Source organism: Sporosarcina cyprini, from assembly GCF_022048975.1.
Lineage (GTDB): Bacteria > Bacillota > Bacilli > Bacillales_A > Planococcaceae > Sporosarcina > Sporosarcina cyprini.
Window position 1 is genome coordinate 14174 of the sequence record NZ_JAKMHX010000021.1, and the last position, 19452, is coordinate 33625.

The following is a 19452-nucleotide window of genomic DNA, read 5'->3' on the forward strand; positions in this document are numbered from 1 at the left end:
CCGGCCCTTTTCATATACTGTATGACTCGGTTAGAGTGAGAAGGGAGCTGAGCCTCGGAGTGGACCAACCTGTAACGGTCATATCCAGAAAGATGGATTTGGATTCAGATAAAATCATGATTGCGTATCCAGTCATTATCCAAATGGAAGATGCCGTCATTCAACGGAAAATTAATTTCGCCATTATTTCTGTCTATAATGATTTACTCATCGAACAAAATTTTTATAATGAAGATTTAGTCGAACTGATTGGATATTTTGAAGTGAAGACTAATGAACGAGGCATTCTGAGCCTTAATTTAATTGTCTATTCGTACACGGGGGGCGCACATGGAATAACCATTGTAAAATCATTAACGTTTGCTACTAAAACAGGAGAGCTTTATAAATTACAGGATTTGTTCAAAAGCGGCAGCAATTATGTAGAGGTTATTTCCGATATCATACGTCAACGGATTGATGACTGGGACATTACGATACTTGATCCGCCCTTTAAGAAGATTCGGCCGAATCAGGATTACTACCTGGCAGACACGTCGATCGTCATCTACTTTCAGCTCTATGAAATTTCGCCTTACGCGCAGGGCTTCCCATACTTCCCGATACCACTCAAAGATTTGGAGAAAGTGATAGCCCCGGATGGTCCATTAGCCAAATTAATAACTTTCACGTAAATAAAGCTGTCATCCGACTCGTAAAACACCGAGTGGATTGACAGCTTTTACATTAGTGTTTCCTATTTCTTTTTCCGAGAATAGATGGTGATCACAATTAGGATTAAAAGTACACAAGAAATGGCCACTTTCCATCCTGCATCCATTGTTTTGTTACCAACAGATGTCGTTTCATTAGATTGCTCAATAATCTTTCCGCTCCCTAATTCCGACAGCTCCTCGGACGCATCGGCAAGGCTAGCTGTCCTGTGGCAGATGCCTGTCGCCAACGTATTCTTCCCGTACATTTCATTGACTGTCGCAAAGACAAGATAGGATTCCCCCTCTACGAACGGAAAGCCACAATCCCCATCATCCAAACCTGTTCTAATTTCGATCTTGCCCGTTTCTTCGCCTTTCCATATTTCATTCACTTGAAACGTAACCGTTTTTCCTCGATTCCAGCTTTTCGTACTCTCTGTTATCCCCACTACCTTACCGCTAAACACCGCCTTGGCTTCCTCCAAAGCTTGATCAACAGGCGGAGGCATGACGCAGGAGCAAGCGGATACCTCTTCTGGTTTACTCCATACAAGGAAAAACAGAAGTAACAATAACATCCCAATCCTTTTCATATCTACCACTTCCCCATTTATCCAAGTAGACGGCCGGGAACTTATAATGTTACGGGGAAATTTACAAATCCTCTCTCAGCTCTTGATCGGCCTGAGCGAGCACGACTCCAATATCTGTGTCGTGAATGACCAAGTCTGCGTAATGATCGAATAAAGTTGGTTCCCTATTCACAATGACCAGCTTGGCTCCTTGTTCTTTTGCCAGTAATGGGAACTGGTTGGCAGGCGTAACAGTTAAGGATGATCCAAGAACAATAAACAGTTCACACTTCTCCGCTTCGTGTAGAGCTTTGGCAAAAGTATTTTCTGGCAACATTTCGCCGAACAAAACAACGGACGGCCGCAGTGTGCCTCCGCACGGGCAATAATATTGCTCTTCTGAATACCGATCATTCCCATAAACCTTGCCGCATGTTTGACAATGCACTTTTTGAAGAGTTCCGTGCAGTTCCATGCTATTTACAGTTCCCGCATCAGTATGAAATCCATCCACATTTTGCGTAATGACTCCTTGAATCAGCCCTTTCCTTTCCCAATCCGCTAAGATGAAATGACCTGCATGCGGTTTGCAATCTTGGACGCCCAATACACGATGCCGATAAAAGCGGAAAAACTGCTCCACATTTTGATTCAAGGCCTCTGTGCTGGCGACTCTGCTTGGATCCTCCTGTTCCCATAAGCCAGAATTTGCTGAACGAAAATCAGGCAACCCACTTTCTGTAGACATACCGGCGCCAGTAAAAACAATTGTATGTTTTGAATTACGGATTAAACTTGCAAGCATTATTATTCATCCTCCTTTTATATTTTAACAATAAATGGAATGTATTTAGCTGTTCTATTTCCCAGGAAATTATTAAACCATTTTAAATCGAAATGAAAATAAACACATTTATTCAATTTCACCTTGCTACTACTAGTAAAATTTGATTTATAACTTTTCAAAGCAGCGAATTTCCAAATTATGACCTTGCATTATACTTGAATTCCTTTTACAATCAATTGAATAAAAATACAACAAAATGAATAAAGAGGAGTATGTAACATGCAGAAACAGACATCCGAGTACAGTCATCCAAACGCAGCTCAATCTAAAAAGAAACCTCTCCATATTAATGCATTCGTCTTATTATTCTTTGTCGTTCTCCTATCTGCCGTTTTGACATACATCATGCCGGCTGGTGAATACGATCGGGTAGAAAAGGACGGACGGACTCTTGTCGTACCGGATTCATTTCACTGGGCCGAATCATCTCCCGTCGGTTTCTTCCATGCTTTTACAAGCTTTCATGAAGGGATGGTCAATGCAGCAGGCATTATTTTCTTCGTCCTCATTATCGGCGGGTCTTTTGGTATTCTAAAAGCAACCGGTGCGTTGGACGCCTTGATTGTAAGCTTAACTAGAAAACTTGGCAAACGCGAATTATTACTTATTCCCGTCTTGATGCTCTTTTTTGGAGCCGGCGGTACCTTAATGGGCATGGCGGAAGAAACGATTGTCTATATCGCGATCGTCACGCCGCTTGCCATTGCACTCGGATTTGACGCAATTGTCGGTTTCGCTATTGTATCAGTCGGTGCCAATATTGGCTTCATGAGCGCGGTTTTAAATCCCTTCAATATAGGTGTCGCTCAAAGTATAGCCGATCTGCCGACATTCTCCGGAATTGGTCTTCGTATCGTGTTATTCTTCACTTTATACAGTGCTGGCGTGCTTTATGTATTTCGTTATGCCAAGAAAGTGAAGACCAACCCTGAATTGAAATTTATTGGACAACTCCAAAAGGATACTCACGAAAACGCCGAGAACATGACGAAACTGACGAACCGTCATAAATGGATACTTTCCCTGTTCTTATTCAACTTTATCATTCTTATTTTTGGTGTTATTAAATTAGGCTGGTATATTACAGAAATCGCTGCACTATTTTTGCTATTTGGCGTTGTGATCGGTTTAATTGGCAAACTGGGGCCGAATAAGATGGCGGACAGCTTTATTGACGGAGCAAAAGAACTCATTGGCGGTGCTTTAATTATTGGTTTTGCTCAAGCGATTCTTGTGGTCATTCAAGATGGAAAGTTGATTGACACAATATTGTATTATGCATCTTCCGTGCTGGGTGAGCTGTCCCCTATATTGAACGCTATCGGAATGTTTGTGGTCCAGCTGTTCCTCAACTTTCTCGTGCCATCCGGAAGCGGCCAAGCTGCTCTCACCATGCCGATATTAGCACCGCTTTCAGACCTAGTAGGCGTGACAAGACAAACCGCTGTTCTTGCTTTCCAGCTGGGCGATGGCATTTCCAACGCTCTCTTTCCAACATCCGGCGTCCTGCTGGCAGGCCTTGCTGTTGCTGGAATTCCTTTTACACGGTGGATCAAATGGGTATTTCCCCTCATTTGCATCCAAATTGTGATTGCGATTCTCTTTCTCATCGCAGCACAACTGATTCACTACGGACCTTTTTAATCCGTTATATGAAGTATAATGAAGTACAATGAAAGAAAACAACCATTCAAGCCAAGTTAACAGATTAGATGAGGAGCTTTAACATGAACAAAATATCACTTGACCAAGCGCTGATCGACTGGACAATCGAACATCGCAGACATTTCCATATGCATCCTGAGTTGTCGGGACAAGAAGTTCAAACAGCGGCTTATGTCAAAGAGAGATTAGCAGAAATCGGAATTCCATTAGTCGATGGCTATTCAGAACCGAATGTCATTGCTTTTTTCAAAGGAACAGAAGGAAATAAAACGATTGCCCTTCGAGCGGATATGGATGCCCTTCCACTTGAGGAGGAAGGAGATAAACCGTACATCTCCAAAGTCCCTGGCGTCATGCACGGTTGCGGCCATGACGGGCATACTGCCACGTTGCTGGCAGTCGCTAAGTGGGTGAGCGAGAATGCGGCGCACGTTCGCCATAATATACTGTTCATCTTTCAAAGTTCCGAAGAAGCCTCTCCGAGCGGTGCAAAACAGCTTGTCGAAGAAGGAATATTAGACGGTGTTGATGTCATTTACGGCATCCATTATATGTCCAATATGCCTCTTGGGAAAATCGGTTTTGCCACCGGCCCCGCTATGGCTTCCTGTGATGATTTTGACATCGTCATAGAAGGCAAAGGCGGTCACGGGGGCAGCCCGCACGAAACGGTGGATCCAATCTATATCGCGACACATGTAATACAGGCATTCCAATCAATCGTCAGCCGGAATCTAAATCCATTGCATGCCGGCGTCATTTCCATTGGCGGTTTGCAAGCAGGCAATTCCTATAACGTCATACCGGATAAGGTTTTACTGAAAGGAACCATCCGCGCCTTAACGTTCGAAGGCGCCACGCTCATGCATCAAAAAACGGAGCAATTAACGAAATCCATCTGCGAAAGCTTCGGCGCCGTTGGACATTATCAATTCATCGAGGGAACACCCCCTCTGTATAACCACCCCGATGCATGTGAAGTGGCGAAGGATATAATCGAGAAAACATTTGGCGAGGATACATTTGTAGAGTACGAGCCTGTCCTTGGCGCAGAAGACTATGCCTATTACTTGAAAAACAAAGTCGGCGCTTTCATTAATGTCGGCATGCAAAGTGAAAAAAGCCAATACCCACACCATCACCCGAAGTTCGATATCGACGAAGCAGCCATCCCGGCAGGCATCGAATTGATGATCCAACTGGCACTTCATGGATAAGTAGATTGGTGGAACAATGCCCCTTTTTTTGTAACGCCTTCGGCTGATGGGAAGAAAACAATAAATAACAGATCAATTGAGGACACAATTCGCATATGAATTGGTGTCCTCTTTTTTGTTGATATAGCAGAGTTTAAAGTCTTTTAGCAAAACGAGCATATTACCCCATAAGCATTTGGAACTTTTTGTATTTCGGAACGTATTACTTAATAATAAGATTTATTTTATGGAGGTGTTTTTTTGAGAAGAATTCCTTTTTTAATAATTTCACTGTCTTTAATTATCTCCCTAATGGGATGTAGTTCTAATGTACAAGGTAGCATGAAAGATTACAAAAACAGTGATGTGGCAGCAATTGTAGGAGACAAAGAAATTACAATAGGTGACTTACGATTTCTGTATTCAGATGATGATGTCTTAAATAACATTGAAGGTATTGTAAAGTTCGAATTAATGCTCCAGGAAGCTAAAAAAATGAATCTGGACGTTTCTGAAGACATAGCTGTTCGGAAAGAAATAATGCTATCTCTTCCTCTTGAAGATGGAGAGGGGGATATAAGAATGCAAGAGTTTATCAAATCCCAAGCAGAGAAGCTCGGAATGGAAAAAGAAGAATATTACAAGAAGTATGCTGAAATCCGGAGCGAACAAGATTCGTATGTAAATGCCTACATACAAGAAATGGTTGGTACTGATGGGTATAATGAAGATAACTCAAAGGAATTTGATAAAAAGGCAAATGACTTTTTGAATGAATTAGTAAAAAAACATGAAAAGGAAATTAAAATACTAATCAAGTAACTTCTAATCCCTTATAAGGATAAAGAGTGCGTTCGTTAAGTAAGTCATATCGGAATTAAAACGTTAATACATGGCATTAAAAACGCACATTTCTGTGCGTTCTTTTTAATGTAGATTATGCGGTTAATTATAGAACAAATTGAGTGCTCAATTAAAATGCCATGACTTACCCATGTTTTGAACCGCTCGAATAACGTCGCCAACTGCTCGTATATTTTCTCGAAAGCTCGTATATCTAGGCGAACCTCTCGTATATCTCGTCAACCGCTCGTATTTCTCCGTGACCGCTCGATTATGCAAGTAAACCTCTCGTATCTGGTTGCGAACCGCTCGATTAATCCGACATGACTCACCCATGTTCTGAACCGCTCGAATAACGTCGCCAACTGCTCGTATATTGTCAAGAAAGCTCGAATATCACGCAAACCTCTCGTATATTTCGTCAACCGCTCGTATTTCTCCGTGACCGCTCGATTATGCAAGTAAACCTCTCGTATCTGGTTGCGAACCGCTCGATTCAGTTATTGTCATGATGATATCTTTTTTATCGTGCTTGATTAGCCAAATGACTGCTCCACTCCATCCACCTATTTATTTCAATACAAGCATCTTTCTTACGATTCACTCATCTCTCAGGTAGAATGAAATGGATAAACAAGGAGTTGACGTATGTGGGACGGACATTTGTGATAAGTGATATTCATGGAGAGATTACAGCTTTTAATCAATTATTGACCGAGATCAATTATGAGCCTGGTACTGACCAGCTCATTCTCCTCGGTGATTATGTAGATCGCGGAGAAGATTCGAACGCGGTGCTGGACAAAGTGATGGAGCTTCGGGAACTGGGCGCGATTGTCCTCAAGGGAAACCATGAAGATATGATGATTAAAGCATTAACGAGTGAAGAAGAAAGGCTATGGCGTCATTGGGTGGATCGGAATGGAGGAAGTGAAACATTACGGAGCTACGGCTTTCGCGAAGAGGAGTATACTGTTTCTCCAGATCTACCGTTTGAGCGGCCTCAACTTTCTTCGGAAGCACTAGAGAAGCATCTTGAGTTCATTTGCTCTTTAGACATCTATAAAGAACAAAACGATTTCATCTTTGTGCATGCAGGCGTTCATCCTGAAACGCCTATCCATGAGACGGAGGAACGGGATTTTCTCTGGATTCGCGATCCTTTCCATAATGGCTATTGTGGTGAAAAAAAGGTAGTGTTCGGACACACTCCGACCAAGTATTTATATAAAGAGGATACGAACCACTCCATCTTTTTTGGGGATAATAATATTATTGGAATCGATGGCGGGGCTGTATATGGCGGCCAGTTGAATTGTCTGGAACTGCCCGGTCTCCATCCGCATTCCGTGAAAATAAAACCTGAAAGCTCTTCAGAATGAAGATCGACTTACATAGAAAAACCGGTGCCATTGAAAGCACCGGTTTTCGTTTATTCCACTTTCGCTTCTCTCTTAGATTTCTTTTTCGCTTTCTTCTTCACAGCTTTTTCGATATGTTCAAACCTCCGAATGTCGGTCGGGCGAACGGTGATCGGTTCCTTTTTCAGCAATTTTATCATTGAGAAAACAAGCATCAGCAAGAAGAGTGTGAATGGCAACGCCGAAACGAGCGACGCGGTCTGCAGTGCCTCCAAGCCGCCAGCATACAGCAGCACGGCTGCAATCGCTGACATCAAAAAGCCCCAAACGACTTTGACAATCAATGGAGGAAACAGATTTCCCTTCGTTGTCATACTCGCTAAAATGTAAGTCGCGGAATCCGCGGAAGTAACGAGAAATGTGAAGATCAAGATAATCGCCAGCACAGAAAGCACGTTTGTGAATGGCATATGCTTAAATGTTTCAAATACAGCTGATGTGACCTCGGCATCTACAGCTTCCGCAATATGCGTGCCGTTGTTCAAATCATTATAGAGTGCAGTCCCCCCTAGCGTTGCAATCCACATACATGCAAACACTGGTGGGATGACCATGACGCCAGCAATGAATTCGCGGATCGTCCGGCCTTTGGATACGCGGGCAACAAACGCGCCGACAAATGGAGACCAGGCGATTGTCCAAGCCCAGTAGAAAATGGTCCACTCTTGAACCCATGTCCCTCCCTGATAGGGCTGGAGACGCAAACTATAACGAATGAAATTATTAATATAATCCCCGATCGCCAATGTGAAGCTCTCCAGGATAAACACTTTCGGTCCGACAATGAAGAAGAACGCAAGCAGGACAAGCGCCATTCCTAGATTAAAGTTTCCTAAATAGGCAATCCCTTTACTCAAACCTGTAGATGCCGAGAGCATATAAGCTACAAATACAACAAAAATAATGAGCAATTGAATGAGAAATGTATTATCGACCGGAAAGACATATTCCAACCCGCCGCCCATTTGCAGCACACCCATCCCGACAGATGTCGCAATGCCCATAACGGTCGCGATTACCGCGAAGGAATCAATCCCCGTCTTCACAATTTTATTTGATCCAACGAGCGGCTCCATTGCAGTCGAAATTAAACCATCTTTCTTCTTGCGGAACTGCAGAAATCCGATGACGAGCCCTACTATGCCAAAAATGGCCCATTGAGAGATCCCCCAATGAAAAAACGAATACCCCATGGCCACACGGGCTGAATCCACTGTCTTCGACTCCACGCCAGTTAATGGAGAGGTGAAATAATGGCTCATCGGTTCGGCGACACCCCAGAAAACGAGGCCTACCCCAAATCCCGCCGAGAACAACATACCGATCCAAGTGAAAAAAGGATATTCCGGCCGTTCTTCATCACCGCCAAGACGAATCGCTCCATATTTGCTTATTGCCAGACCCGCCAAAAATAGAATGACAATAAACACAGCCAACAAATAAAACCAGCCAAACTTTGCTGTTGTGAAACCGTACAGCACATTGGCCACATTACCAAATTGCTCGGGCATGATTGCCCCCAAGACGACCAGCACCAAAATGACGACTGCCGAAATGGAAAACACCGGGTTCTTCAAAAATCTTCTGTCCAAAACTAAATCGACTCCTATAGATTGATTGTCTTTCCTATACCCTCAATCCACGCCGACTAACGTAAAAATTCAATAAAAATACCATTCATCCGAAAATGAATGGCAGATTCCTTATTTAGAAGAGGCTGAAACTGCGGTACCGACTTTTTGATCCTTCGGCAAACCGAGCCCCACCAAGCCGATAAAAGGAAGAAACGATGCAAGAATCATTGTTTGATAAACACCGATCGTATCCATCAGCATACCAATTCCAACCGCGCCGAGAGCTCCCATGCCAAATGACAAACCGACTGTCAAACCCGCCATCGTCCCGATCTTGCTTGGCACGAGTTCTTGCGCGTAGATGACAGTGACTGAGAAACTCAGCATAATAAAGAAACCGATTCCAATGAGAAGCAGAGACACGGCCCAAAGCGGAGCGTAGGGCAGTAATAAGCATAGCGGAAGCGGAGCAAGCAAAGAAAGAACAATTACATTCTTTCGGCCCATGCGGTCTGCCATCGGACCTCCGAAAAATGTTCCTGCCGCTCCTAATGCCATGAATAGGAATATGTATAGCTGGCCCGATTCGATTTTCAAATTATAGTGATCAATCAAGTGGAATACATAAAAACTCGTAATGGTCGTCACATAAAAGGAACGGGCGAAAATGATGATGAACAATAGCGTCAGTGCAGTTCCTACTTGTTTGCCTGTCAAATTTCCGATAGTGCTCAGCACCACTTTTTTACGCTTTGCATTTTTCTCCTGATCCAGCTGTTCTTTATACCATTTCGATATTCTCGTTAATATGTAAATGCCTAATGCAGCAACCAAAATAAAAACCGCCGCTCCGATTTGTCCAAGCGGAACAAGAACAAAAGCACTAATTAAAGGAGCTAACGCCTGCCCGGAATTCCCGCCCACCTGGTAAATCGATTGGGACAATCCCCGTTTATTGCCTGCGGCCAAAAAAGAAACCCGAGATCCTTCTGGATGGAAAACCGCTGATCCTAATCCGAGCACAATGACAGAAAGTAAAATGAGAGCGTAACTCGGAGCAAAGGCCAAACCGGCCATGCCAACCATTGAAAAGGTCATGCCAATCGGAAGTGCATAAGGCATTGGTTTTCGATCACTGAAATAACCCACAACCGGCTGTAACACGGAAGCGACCATATTCAAACAGAAAAAAATGAAGCCGAGCTGTGTAAAACTAAGCCCCCGTTCCTGCTCCAGCACAGGGAACATGGCCGGAATAACGGACTGCAACGTATCGTTCAATAAATGACAGCCGCCAATCGCAAACATGATTGGATATATGGGTAAATGGCTGTTTGCTTCCTTAGTCGTCATAAATTGAAATCAACCTCCTTTTTTAATGAATGTACTTTTCAGTATACATGACTTGTTCCTGCATTTGGAGACGAGATCGCTCGTTTAAATTGGACAGTTTACTGGGTACACTACCTGTAAACTCAGGTAGAAAGGATGAAACCATTGGGATTTATCAGTAGCGCGTCTCTCGCCTCCCTGATGCCTGCCGCCATGCTATTGATCACCATTGAAATTGTAATTGCAAGCTATAAAGCGTTTTCCTCTGAATGGACAAAGACGCTGGCCATTGGCAATTTCATCATCAACTTGCTATGGATTTGCCTCATTTCGATATTCGTCTTAAATCCTGCGATCATCCAACATGCCGTCGCTTCCTTTTTCGCCACCATCTTTCAAAAAGCACCAGAGGATATATACGGACAAGTCCGATGGATAATTATAGGCATTGGTCTCGCAACGATTGTAACAACTGCTATCGATGCATTTGCGGGGTTCCGTAAACACGAAAAAAGTGATCCATCGATATGATGATCACTTTTTTTGATAGGCCACAATGCAGCTGGCTGTTATTCCGATCGTTGTGACGGTGGCCAAAGATAACCCAAGCCGTGCATGGCTGAGAAGCATGGTACCAATTGACACGATGATCACATCAAAACAAAGAATCATGAGAGCTGGATTGATGGATAACTTTTTAGCTGCCATTTGTGCCAAAAGGTCTGTCCCGCCGATACTAATATCCTTTCTCAACATGAGACCTGCTCCCATCCCAATCCAGATACCCGCCGTGACCGCACCCAGCCATGGATTCATCTTCTCGCTCAGGCCGGCTTCCCTCAGGGGCATTAGCATATCGATTACGATAGAGGAACATAACAGGCCGTGAATCCCATTATAGAAAAATGGCCTGTACAAAAACCATGCTGCAATAAAAATGGGAATACTGATGAGTAAAAACGTTAATCCAACCTTGACGTCCAGTATGTAGTGAAGGATTAAACTAATGCCCAAAGCGCCGCCTTCCAAAAACCCGAAGGGAACGAGAAACAGATTGATTCCAATTGAGATAAAAAGACATCCGATTCCAACGGCTGTTGCTTTCCCTATGAATTCCACTATTTCCCCACCTAACTTTCGTCTGTTAGATGTATATGATAGTCATGCCGAAAGTATCAAACTTTCCTGCAAAATTCGCTTATTCTCATTCAATTCCACCTAGAATCCATGCTGTTTTCTCACGTTCGAAAAATTTTCAGCAGCCACTTATACCTCTTCCGTAATCATTCATCTTTGGTTTATGGCGCGCTGCCCATGTTTAACCAATTCGTCAGCGGGAAGAGATGTGTGGAGAGAACATTACAACATGGAGGTGCTTCACATGGCAAAAGTGGCTGTAGAAAACCCATTTACTGATGTTAAACAAGCTTTGGAGGAAAAAGGCTACCAAGTAGAAATGTTTGAAAGCGACGAGAACGTCAACGGATGCGATATTGGTGTGGTCCGCGCATTAGGAGATGTCAATGTCGACCAATTTGACTTCCCTGTCGTCAGCGTGGAAGGTCGTTCAGTCCAGGATATCGTTGACAGTGTGGAAGAACGGTTGAATCGATAATTCGTCTGTTTCTCTAGATATGAAAATGATCATCATATACCGGACATGAAAAAGCGGCGAAACCGTATAGTTTCCGCCGCTTTTTCACGTTTTTCGTATATCTATGAAACGGCGCTGTCCTCTTCCTTTTCTGTGCCTGCCACGACAACCGCAGCAGAGGCATCCCCAATAATATTGACAGATGTTCTCATCATATCGAGAACACGATCGATTCCGGCAATTAAAGCGATCCCTTCCAGCGGCATATTCACTGAACTTAGTACCATGGCAAGCATGATCATTCCCGCTCCAGGTACTCCTGCTGTTCCAATCGATGCGAGGATGGTAATGAGAACAACGGTCAGCAGCTGGACAAAGGAGAGTTCCAATTGGAAAAATTGAGCGATAAAAATGACTGCGACACCTTGATAAATAGCTGTTCCATCCATATTAATAGTCGCTCCAAGAGGCAGTACAAAACTGGAGATTTTTTTCGGAACGCCTAAGTTTTCATTCGTATTCTTGATTGTCATTGGCAAAGTGCCAGCACTGCTCGCCGTACTGAAAGCGACAAGTGCTGCTGGCGATATTCCCTTGAAGAAAGTGAGCGGGCTCATTTTCGCAAACGTCTTCACTGCTGTGGAATAGACGATCAATGCGTGCAAAATACAGGCGAGATAAACCGCCACAATTACCTTGAGCAAGGGAAGCAGAACAGACAATCCGTATTGACCGACAACTGGAGCAAGAAGGCCAAGAATCCCGATTGGCGCCACCTTCATGACAATCCCTGTTATTTTGTACATCACTTCGGAGAATCCTTCAAAGAATCGATAGACCGGCTGTGCCTTTTCCCCTACGAGCGTAATCGCCAGTCCGATGAATAGTGCAAAAAAGATGATCTGTAGAATATTCCCTGAGGCGAGAGCGGAAAACGGATTATCTGGCACAATATTTAGTAATGTCGTAATGGCGCTCTGCGGTTCCTGTGTGGCCGCTTCCGGCGCGACAAGCCCATCCGAATCAAGCGACACACCTTTTCCAGGAGAAATCATAAATGCGATAAGCAGGCCGATCATAATAGCAATTGCTGTTGTTGCCAAGTAATACACCATTGTCTTGAGTCCAATCCGTCCAAGCTGTTTCGGATCAGATGAACTTGCAACTCCTACAACGAGAGTCGATAAAATGAGAGGAGCAATGATGAATTTAATTAAGCGTAGAAATAAATCCCCGAACGGCTTTAAAAAATTGATATTCTCTCCGAACAGACTGCCGAGTAGAACTGCCAGGACAAATGCGATGAATATTTGTGTCATGAGCGTAAACTTGATCTTCATTCCCATCCCCTTTCGAAAATTTCAGATTACTACATCTTATACAAGTCCAACCGCCTTCATGAATCCAGACCTTGAGATTTTGCCGCTTCAAATAAAAAAGATCGCAGGAACCCGCTCCTAAGCGATGTCCTCTGCGACCCTTATTTATTGTTTAGAAAAACCTACCGACAATCGGATAATTGTATGTTTCACCATTCAACGCCTTGATAATGCCAAGAACCGGAACAATGATCGTTACCAATCCAAAAGCGATGAGCATCGGAATTCCAATCAAAACAATGCTTAATATGACTGAAACGGTTATTGCAAACCCCATCATAACCTGGAACAACAACGCTTGAATGGACAACCTCTTTATTTCATGATCATCAACAACGAGATAGAGGATGAATGGAACTAAAAAAGGTGCAAAAAATGCGCTGGCGTGAACTAATACTTTTAGACCTGTGTTTTCCACAGTAGCACCTCCATTAACTTTTACTTTCTTCTTTTATACGGCTAAAGAAAATAAAAGTTTCACCACTCTATTGATTTTCCACCATTTTTTTATACTTATTGTTGAGGTCGGCCACATCGAACGAAGGAACCGGATCGTCTTCCAATCCATAGGCCTCTTTTAATTTCAAAATCCTTCGTACACTCTCATTCAAACGCTCCTCAGAAATGGCACCTGAAGCAACGGACTGGTTGAACAACTGAATTGTTTTCAATTGGTTCTCCTCATCGCCTGCAATAAGAAGCAGATCACTTCCTGCTAAAAAGGATTGCAAAGCTGCTTCGGGAACCGGATGGTCATTGGTTATCGCACCCATTGTCAGATCATCCGTAATAATTACACCTTGAAAATTCATTTGTTCTCGCAGCAAATCGCTGATGATGCTGCTGGACATGGAGGCCGGCCATTTGGGATCTAACGCAGGATATACGACATGCGCCACCATGACAACCTCTGCACCCGCGTCAATGGCTTGTTGGAATGGCAGCAATTCAGTTTGAATTAATTCATCAAGACCCTTATCGACAACTGGCAGCGAGTGATGCGAATCAACCGACGTATCCCCGTGCCCTGGAAAGTGCTTAATGACAGGAATTACGCCATGGTCTTTCATGCCGTTCATCGTCTCGATGCCTAAATCAGCGACCTGTTGTGCGCTACTCGAATAGGCGCGGTCACCGATGACCGGGTTAGACGGGTTACTGTGCACATCCAGCACTGGCGCATAGTTCATATTGTAGCCGAACGAATGGAGCAGCTCTGCCAAATATTCGCCTGTCCGATAATTGTACGTTCCGTCGTGCTGCTGCCCAACCTTTTGTGCAGATGGCAGTTTCCGGATCCCTTTCGGCAATCTGGATACACGGCCTCCCTCTTCGTCAACTGAAAGGAATAAAGGGATTTGATTCACTTGATTAGCAGCTTTCGCCTCATTTAATATTGCAACAATATGATCAGCCGTCGACACGTTCCTGCCTAACAAAATAAGACCGCCGATATGATGTTGTTGAATCATTTCTTTCAACTGAGGCGAAAAACTTTTGCCTTCAAATCCAAAAATAAATAATTGGCCCAGTTTCTCTTCGACTGTCATTTGTTCTAATAAACTTTCAATCGCATCGACATCAGGGATAGTGAAATCGCTTGGCATCGTACGTTCCTCAAGAAATACCGTTTCTGTTCTGCTGGATGATGTCGCATCATCCTTTCCTATAGAACAACCTGAAAGAAGCAGGACAGCCGCCGGAAATAATAACAGCCATTTTCTCATATATCAGTTCCAGAACTCTTTGGCTGTCTCGACCGATTGCACACTCACTTTTCCTTTAACAAAAGGAGGAGGACAGTGTTTATTATGTTCGGCGATCTTGTCATTGACCGTTTGGATCCTCTCCTGCATATCGAGTGAAGCATCTTGCTTCATTTGAAGAGAAATATCGTTTAATTCATCGCGGATTTCGTGCTGCAACTTCAGCCAATGCGGTTTATATCCTGCATCCTTTGCGATTTTCTGAAAGTGCTGGAATGTATCTCCTGAAAAGTATTCCTTAGACAACGGCTTGCCTTGCCCTTTCAAATTTTCCATTCCACCTTCATCCGTATGCTTCTTTAGTATATCTCCGATTAAATCGTTGTACTTTGGGGTTACATAATCATCTGCCATCTTCACGGCCTCCCTTAGTCGATTTTAATGAGCTCCTTTGCTCCGCTTGAATAGTCCAGTTTCATTTGCTCCAGCTCCAACTTCATTTTTTCCGTTTCAATAATGAAGTTCTGCTGCTTTAATTTCTCCAGTTCAATTTCCTGGCGAACGATATCCGCTTTGAATTTAATTGCTTTTTGTTTGTGATCTGTGATGATGGCTGTGATGGGTACACACATTACAATCGCTACAATTCCTAAAACATATAACATTATGCCATTCTCCTATTCCTTAACTTTTATTCCGCCGTTCATTTCCGTGTATCCTGTCTGTTTATCGATTAGGATTTCCTGCCATGCGGGCAGTAGTACTTCCTATACGGTGCAACCAGGACAAAAGTTTCATCACAATGTTTAGGGAATGCTTATGACTTCGCTGTAAAGGAAGCCGGCATCACGACACCAACTACTTCACCCGTCGCACATAGTTCCTCTCCAGCAAATACTTGTACATCCACCTTAAACTTCTTCGGATGGATTTCTTCCACTGTTCCAACTGCCTTTAATTGAACATGCTGCGGCGTCGGCTTGCGATAGTTCACCTGCAAGGATGCAGTTACAAAGCGAGGGACTTCCGCACCATCTCCTGGTTTATGTCCATTTTTCCGATGCAGCGCAAGCGCACAAGAACCGGTTCCATGACAGTCAATCAAGGAAGCGATCAACCCGCCGTAGACAAAACCGGGTATCGCAATATGCTTCTCTTCTGGATGATAATATGTGACCGTTTGTTCCCCATCCCAACCGGTCCTGAAATGATAGCCATCCTTATTTAATCGTCCACAGCCAAAGCACCAGGCAAAATCATCTGGATATTCATCCTGGATTGCCTTATTCATCTCAGTATTCATGATCATTCCTCCCTTTAGTCGTCTAATTTCTTTTAATTATAACACTACTCTACCGATTACTTTGCAACGATTTTATGGCATCGGTATTTCATTTATTAGTTTTCTAAAAAAATTTCTGCATTCTCCGCATTTGCACCTGGCCATTAATGTTTTGCCCCTCTGCTACATAGCATATGTACTATTCCAAAGTATTGCGGCATGCGTATACTAAACAAACGACTCCAGGAGGAAATGGTTATGAAGACAAGAGCTGTACTGTTACTCGCACTTGTAATCGCAGGGGCGTATGCAATGTTCGATGAAATCAATGCGTATAATGAAAGACGTTTCGAGGATTTGCTTCAGTCAATGGATGCGGAGTTCCAGTCATTGGTTTTCACTACTCCACCCGTTTTCGGTGCACCCGCTAAAACTTGGGTCATCGACGATGAGTATGAAGTAGACCAGCTGCTTCAATTCTTGCAGGATTATCGTGTCCAAAAGCTAAAACCTGAAGAAATCACATTGCAGGATGACATAGAGGAGTTCAATATCATTCTGAAAGATGGCAATGGAAATACAATTACCATCGTTGTGAACGAAAATCTAATTATCCAGAACTCCATGCTGTATTACAGAATTGTGGATGGACCGCTAGATGGTGATTGGATTGTCCGCTTCATCGCCTCCAATCGGTCTTAAGGATAGAGAGAAGATGTCTTCTGAAATAAGCCTAAGAAGACATCTTTTTCCATTTTAAAGATTAGTATATCCCCATCTGTGCGGCATAGCTTTTTATCATAGATTGAACGGCAGGACTTAATTGCTCGGGCAATTGGCGGATTGGAAAGAAACCGGCCTCTGCCGTCTCCACTCCATCTGCTTTCAGTTCTCCCCCCAACACTTCGTTTGTTGCGTAAATCAAGGTCACGGAATAATACTCGTCTCCATTTTGTAAGACTGTATGTGTCTGGGGGCCCGAAAATACGCTGACGAGCTGCATCTTCCCAATCTCAATGCCGGTCTCCTCCAAAACTTCTCTTCTTCCAGCTTCTTCTGCCGTTTCACCGAGTTCCATAAAGCCGCCCGGAATGCCCCAGCGCCCATCCACCTTCTTTTGAAGCAAGATTTCTCCTTTGTCGTTCAGAACGCCGACGCCGACACCCGTCAGCAGCAGCGGACGGTTGCCGACCTCAGCCCGCAAATCTTCAATATATCCCACATTACACTCCCCTTTGGCTTACGTGATGAGGCATGACGACCAACGCATATGTTCCCGGAAGCCGGTTTTCAATGCCAGATGGTGCGCCTTCTGGAAAGGCCCAGCGCACTCCCGGATCTTCATTCATTTTAACAATGTGGAAACCGGACACGACTAACGCATTGATTACCTCGGCTATCGTCCATCTCCTGATCAAATTCTTTTCAAGCTGCGGACGGATGCTTTCCGGTAGTAAAGATGCATATGCTACATCTTCCTCTATATATGATTCATCAAAATAATTCCCATCAAAGACGGCCTCGCCATCCTTATTGCGCATCACCTTGGCGACATACGGATGATATTCCCGAATAAGGAAGACACCGTCCGTAGCTAACAAACTGGCGATCTTCTTAAATAACGTAGGCAATTCAGCAAAATAATGCAGGACGCCCATTTCAAGAAGCACAAAATCGAACTTTCCTATGTCATGAAGCGGCGTGTCCAGCAGATCCCCTACGATATAGGTAAGAGACACTCCAGCTGCTTCAGCGAGCTCCATTGCATATTGCCGATTGCCCTCTGATAAATCTACAACTGTCACCTCTGCTCCAAGCAAAGCGAAGCATACCGCTTTATTACCTTTGGAGCCCAGCGGATTCAAGATCCTTTTTCCTTTGACTTCTCCCATTTCTTTAAGGTAATACATAACTTTATCGGCTGGGGCGGCTTTCAGCTCTTTTGCATAGTCGCTCGGATTGCCATGTCTCCTCACCCAGGCTTCATAAGCGTATTGGTTCCATCCGACTTGATTTCTTTTACTCATCAGTTTTTGTTCCATCTCGCTCCCCTTTCCAAAAGGGATGTAAGCTTTTCAGGATAGAGAATTGCTTTCCCTTCAATAAATTCAGAAATTCCTATCCACTTTGCCCAAGCTTGTTTTTCCCCTTCATGCACCCTAAACCGATCACGCAAATAATTACTTTCCTTCACAAATCGGACGTCATACAGTTGAATCACTTCGTGTCCCATTTCGGACTGGATCGTAAAAATATTTTCCAAACAACCAATATAGGAAACAATCTCAACTCGCTCACCAATTTCCTCGAGAAACTCCCGTTTCAGCGCATCATCCGAACGTTCGCCAAACGCAACCGTTCCTCCAAGCGGCCGATAATAAATGCCTTCTCCGCTAGAATGGGGACCTCTGCATTCTTCTACAAGCAAACGCTTTTCCGACCATAAACAGCCTAACGTTTTCACCCTTGGGAGCGATATGAGACGATTCAATTCTGCACTCCTTGAAACGAGTAAGGAATGGATTCGCTAAGCAATCCCCGGACTCCGCCTTCGTAATAGGGCATCTGGAGATCGGCAAATTCAATGTCCTTCCAATCCACTTCCATAATTCCTTCCCTGTCCTGAACAGCCAACTCCCCGTCCACCTGATGTGCTAAAAAAGTGAAAAAGTGAACGTGGTTGCCTTCTTTTTCTCTAAACGCTTCATTCACAGCGAGCAGTTTCTTCACTTGGACAGTAAGACCTGTCTCCTCCCACACTTCTCTCACAGCGGCTTCTTCCAGCGTCTCGCCATCTTCCACCGATCCCCCAGGCAGTGTCCAGTTGTCATATTTCCTATTCTTCACTAAAACTACTTTTTCCTCTTTTGCGATTAATGTGTATACAACATCCACTCTTCTCATTCCCAGCAACTCCCTCTATTTTGCAGTATACTTTGAATCATAATGGAGGAAAGGAACTTAGACAATCATGGACAAAGAAACCATTCAGAAGAAAATTATTGAACTTTATCAAGAAGACGAAATGGTGATGATTCGACTTTTTATCCAGTGGTGCCGGAGGAATGAACTGGACCCTCATGTTCTTTACAGAACTGCCTACCCCACTCAGAGAGACAACGAAATTCTGAATCAACTGCTGGCTTCCGAGGAAACGTATGATGATATCGTGGTAGAAGATGGTACGATGCTTGATTTATTGCAGCTTTTCGGCAATGACGATCTAGCTTTTGTCGTGGCAGAGGAAATTGAAAAACTGCGGAAATAGAGTCTGAACGGCTGTAAAAAATTCTGGACTATGACCGTTAAGAAAATGCGGCAGAATCTTTCTATTCATTTTTACTTT

25 protein-coding genes are annotated in these 19452 nt (G+C 43.7%); 9 read left to right on the forward strand and 16 right to left on the reverse strand.

The features are described from left to right. Window positions 1-59 precede the first annotated feature (59 nt). Window positions 60-674, forward strand: coding sequence for a DUF3298 and DUF4163 domain-containing protein (locus tag L7D49_RS07345; RefSeq protein WP_238080197.1), 615 nt, complete (start codon window positions 60-62; stop codon window positions 672-674). A 62-nt stretch (window positions 675-736) separates the two neighbouring features. Here the strand turns inward: L7D49_RS07345 and L7D49_RS07350 are convergent, their stop codons facing one another. Next, complete coding sequence (locus tag L7D49_RS07350) at window positions 737-1288, reverse strand: hypothetical protein (protein WP_238080198.1); 552 nt, start codon at window positions 1286-1288, stop codon at window positions 737-739. 61 nt (window positions 1289-1349) lie between these two features. Continuing rightward, window positions 1350-2072, reverse strand: coding sequence for an NAD-dependent deacylase (locus tag L7D49_RS07355; protein WP_238080199.1), 723 nt, complete (start codon window positions 2070-2072; stop codon window positions 1350-1352). A gap of 261 nt (window positions 2073-2333) precedes the next feature. Between L7D49_RS07355 and L7D49_RS07360 the strand changes: the two genes are divergently transcribed. The 3 genes from L7D49_RS07360 to L7D49_RS07370 all read left to right on the forward strand — a co-directional run bounded on the left by L7D49_RS07360 (window position 2334) and on the right by L7D49_RS07370 (window position 5797). After that, window positions 2334-3758 (forward strand): YfcC family protein, encoded by a 1425-nt coding sequence (locus tag L7D49_RS07360; protein WP_238080200.1) that lies wholly within the window; start codon window positions 2334-2336, stop codon window positions 3756-3758. Window positions 3759-3841: 83 nt separating this feature from the next. Further along, on the forward strand, window positions 3842-4996 hold the full coding sequence (locus L7D49_RS07365) for a M20 metallopeptidase family protein (protein ID WP_238080201.1): 1155 nt from the start codon (window positions 3842-3844) through the stop codon (window positions 4994-4996). 240 nt (window positions 4997-5236) lie between these two features. Next, window positions 5237-5797: a SurA N-terminal domain-containing protein gene (locus tag L7D49_RS07370; RefSeq protein WP_238080202.1), complete on the forward strand. Its 561-nt coding sequence runs from the start codon at window positions 5237-5239 to the stop codon at window positions 5795-5797. 260 nt (window positions 5798-6057) lie between these two features. On the opposite strand, the gene L7D49_RS07375 is transcribed toward L7D49_RS07370, so the two are convergent. After that, window positions 6058-6279: a hypothetical protein gene (locus tag L7D49_RS07375; protein ID WP_238080203.1), complete on the reverse strand. Its 222-nt coding sequence runs from the start codon at window positions 6277-6279 to the stop codon at window positions 6058-6060. 189 nt (window positions 6280-6468) lie between these two features. Between L7D49_RS07375 and L7D49_RS07380 the strand changes: the two genes are divergently transcribed. Next, the gene (locus L7D49_RS07380) at window positions 6469-7200 is read left to right on the forward strand and encodes a metallophosphoesterase family protein (RefSeq protein ID WP_238080204.1); all 732 of its coding nucleotides are present in this window, start codon (window positions 6469-6471) and stop codon (window positions 7198-7200) included. A 50-nt stretch (window positions 7201-7250) separates the two neighbouring features. Here the strand turns inward: L7D49_RS07380 and L7D49_RS07385 are convergent, their stop codons facing one another. Both L7D49_RS07385 and L7D49_RS07390 read right to left on the reverse strand, forming a co-directional pair. Next, the gene (locus L7D49_RS07385) at window positions 7251-8831 is read right to left on the reverse strand and encodes a BCCT family transporter (RefSeq protein WP_238080205.1); all 1581 of its coding nucleotides are present in this window, start codon (window positions 8829-8831) and stop codon (window positions 7251-7253) included. Window positions 8832-8942: 111 nt separating this feature from the next. Further along, entirely contained in the window at window positions 8943-10166 is a 1224-nt protein-coding gene (locus tag L7D49_RS07390) for an MFS transporter (protein ID WP_238080206.1), read from the reverse strand. A 144-nt stretch (window positions 10167-10310) separates the two neighbouring features. Between L7D49_RS07390 and L7D49_RS07395 the strand changes: the two genes are divergently transcribed. Next, window positions 10311-10676: a hypothetical protein gene (locus tag L7D49_RS07395; protein ID WP_238080207.1), complete on the forward strand. Its 366-nt coding sequence runs from the start codon at window positions 10311-10313 to the stop codon at window positions 10674-10676. 3 nt (window positions 10677-10679) lie between these two features. Here L7D49_RS07395 and L7D49_RS07400 read toward each other — a convergent pair whose 3' ends face one another. Then, on the reverse strand, window positions 10680-11264 hold the full coding sequence (locus L7D49_RS07400; RefSeq protein WP_238080208.1) for a YitT family protein: 585 nt from the start codon (window positions 11262-11264) through the stop codon (window positions 10680-10682). A 262-nt stretch (window positions 11265-11526) separates the two neighbouring features. Between L7D49_RS07400 and L7D49_RS07405 the strand changes: the two genes are divergently transcribed. After that, window positions 11527-11760 (forward strand): YkuS family protein, encoded by a 234-nt coding sequence (locus tag L7D49_RS07405; protein ID WP_238080209.1) that lies wholly within the window; start codon window positions 11527-11529, stop codon window positions 11758-11760. Window positions 11761-11861: 101 nt separating this feature from the next. Here L7D49_RS07405 and L7D49_RS07410 read toward each other — a convergent pair whose 3' ends face one another. From L7D49_RS07410 to L7D49_RS07435, 6 genes are all read right to left on the reverse strand, one after another. Next, the gene (locus L7D49_RS07410) at window positions 11862-13073 is read right to left on the reverse strand and encodes a dicarboxylate/amino acid:cation symporter (RefSeq protein WP_418895861.1); all 1212 of its coding nucleotides are present in this window, start codon (window positions 13071-13073) and stop codon (window positions 11862-11864) included. A gap of 157 nt (window positions 13074-13230) precedes the next feature. Next, window positions 13231-13536: a DUF4870 domain-containing protein gene (locus tag L7D49_RS07415; RefSeq protein ID WP_238080211.1), complete on the reverse strand. Its 306-nt coding sequence runs from the start codon at window positions 13534-13536 to the stop codon at window positions 13231-13233. Between the two features lie 67 nt (window positions 13537-13603). Beyond that, window positions 13604-14845 (reverse strand): beta-N-acetylhexosaminidase, encoded by a 1242-nt coding sequence (gene nagZ / locus L7D49_RS07420; protein WP_238080212.1) that lies wholly within the window; start codon window positions 14843-14845, stop codon window positions 13604-13606. A gap of 3 nt (window positions 14846-14848) precedes the next feature. Beyond that, window positions 14849-15238 (reverse strand): DnaJ family domain-containing protein, encoded by a 390-nt coding sequence (locus L7D49_RS07425; RefSeq protein ID WP_238080213.1) that lies wholly within the window; start codon window positions 15236-15238, stop codon window positions 14849-14851. 14 nt (window positions 15239-15252) lie between these two features. Then, entirely contained in the window at window positions 15253-15489 is a 237-nt protein-coding gene (locus tag L7D49_RS07430) for a hypothetical protein (protein ID WP_238080214.1), read from the reverse strand. 152 nt (window positions 15490-15641) lie between these two features. Beyond that, on the reverse strand, window positions 15642-16127 hold the full coding sequence (locus L7D49_RS07435; protein ID WP_238080215.1) for a PaaI family thioesterase: 486 nt from the start codon (window positions 16125-16127) through the stop codon (window positions 15642-15644). Between the two features lie 237 nt (window positions 16128-16364). Here L7D49_RS07435 and L7D49_RS07440 point away from each other — a divergent pair, with 237 nt between their 5' ends. After that, window positions 16365-16808, forward strand: a complete 444-nt coding sequence (locus tag L7D49_RS07440) for a hypothetical protein (RefSeq protein WP_238080216.1) — start codon at window positions 16365-16367, stop codon at window positions 16806-16808. A 61-nt stretch (window positions 16809-16869) separates the two neighbouring features. On the opposite strand, the gene L7D49_RS07445 is transcribed toward L7D49_RS07440, so the two are convergent. The 4 genes from L7D49_RS07445 to L7D49_RS07460 are packed head-to-tail and all read right to left on the reverse strand — an operon-like array spanning window position 16870 to window position 19010. Then, window positions 16870-17328: an NUDIX hydrolase gene (locus tag L7D49_RS07445; RefSeq protein WP_238080217.1), complete on the reverse strand. Its 459-nt coding sequence runs from the start codon at window positions 17326-17328 to the stop codon at window positions 16870-16872. Window position 17329: 1 nt separating this feature from the next. Beyond that, window positions 17330-18148: a class I SAM-dependent methyltransferase gene (locus L7D49_RS07450; protein ID WP_238080218.1), complete on the reverse strand. Its 819-nt coding sequence runs from the start codon at window positions 18146-18148 to the stop codon at window positions 17330-17332. Next, the gene (locus L7D49_RS07455; RefSeq protein WP_238080219.1) at window positions 18133-18597 is read right to left on the reverse strand and encodes an NUDIX hydrolase; all 465 of its coding nucleotides are present in this window, start codon (window positions 18595-18597) and stop codon (window positions 18133-18135) included. Before L7D49_RS07455 ends, L7D49_RS07450 begins: the two co-directional genes overlap by 16 nt. Continuing rightward, entirely contained in the window at window positions 18594-19010 is a 417-nt protein-coding gene (locus L7D49_RS07460) for an NUDIX hydrolase (RefSeq protein WP_238080220.1), read from the reverse strand. The genes L7D49_RS07455 and L7D49_RS07460 overlap by 4 nt, the downstream gene beginning before the upstream one ends. A gap of 67 nt (window positions 19011-19077) precedes the next feature. Here L7D49_RS07460 and L7D49_RS07465 point away from each other — a divergent pair, with 67 nt between their 5' ends. Continuing rightward, window positions 19078-19374: a hypothetical protein gene (locus L7D49_RS07465; RefSeq protein WP_238080221.1), complete on the forward strand. Its 297-nt coding sequence runs from the start codon at window positions 19078-19080 to the stop codon at window positions 19372-19374. The last annotated feature ends 78 nt before the right edge of the window (window positions 19375-19452 follow it).

Coding starts and splice junctions, on each gene's coding strand:
- L7D49_RS07350 (WP_238080198.1), bottom strand. CDS start 1,288: ATGAAAAGGATTGGGATGTTATTGTTACTTCTGTTTTTCCTTGTATGG.
- L7D49_RS07355 (WP_238080199.1), bottom strand. CDS start 2,072: ATGCTTGCAAGTTTAATCCGTAATTCAAAACATACAATTGTTTTTACT.
- L7D49_RS07360 (WP_238080200.1), top strand. CDS start 2,334: ATGCAGAAACAGACATCCGAGTACAGTCATCCAAACGCAGCTCAATCT.
- L7D49_RS07365 (WP_238080201.1), top strand. CDS start 3,842: ATGAACAAAATATCACTTGACCAAGCGCTGATCGACTGGACAATCGAA.
- L7D49_RS07390 (WP_238080206.1), bottom strand. CDS start 10,166: ATGACGACTAAGGAAGCAAACAGCCATTTACCCATATATCCAATCATG.
- L7D49_RS07405 (WP_238080209.1), top strand. CDS start 11,527: ATGGCAAAAGTGGCTGTAGAAAACCCATTTACTGATGTTAAACAAGCT.
- nagZ (WP_238080212.1), bottom strand. CDS start 14,845: ATGAGAAAATGGCTGTTATTATTTCCGGCGGCTGTCCTGCTTCTTTCA.
- L7D49_RS07425 (WP_238080213.1), bottom strand. CDS start 15,238: ATGGCAGATGATTATGTAACCCCAAAGTACAACGATTTAATCGGAGAT.
- L7D49_RS07430 (WP_238080214.1), bottom strand. CDS start 15,489: ATGTTATATGTTTTAGGAATTGTAGCGATTGTAATGTGTGTACCCATC.
- L7D49_RS07435 (WP_238080215.1), bottom strand. CDS start 16,127: ATGAATACTGAGATGAATAAGGCAATCCAGGATGAATATCCAGATGAT.
- L7D49_RS07440 (WP_238080216.1), top strand. CDS start 16,365: ATGAAGACAAGAGCTGTACTGTTACTCGCACTTGTAATCGCAGGGGCG.
- L7D49_RS07450 (WP_238080218.1), bottom strand. CDS start 18,148: ATGGAACAAAAACTGATGAGTAAAAGAAATCAAGTCGGATGGAACCAA.
- L7D49_RS07460 (WP_238080220.1), bottom strand. CDS start 19,010: ATGAGAAGAGTGGATGTTGTATACACATTAATCGCAAAAGAGGAAAAA.
- L7D49_RS07465 (WP_238080221.1), top strand. CDS start 19,078: ATGGACAAAGAAACCATTCAGAAGAAAATTATTGAACTTTATCAAGAA.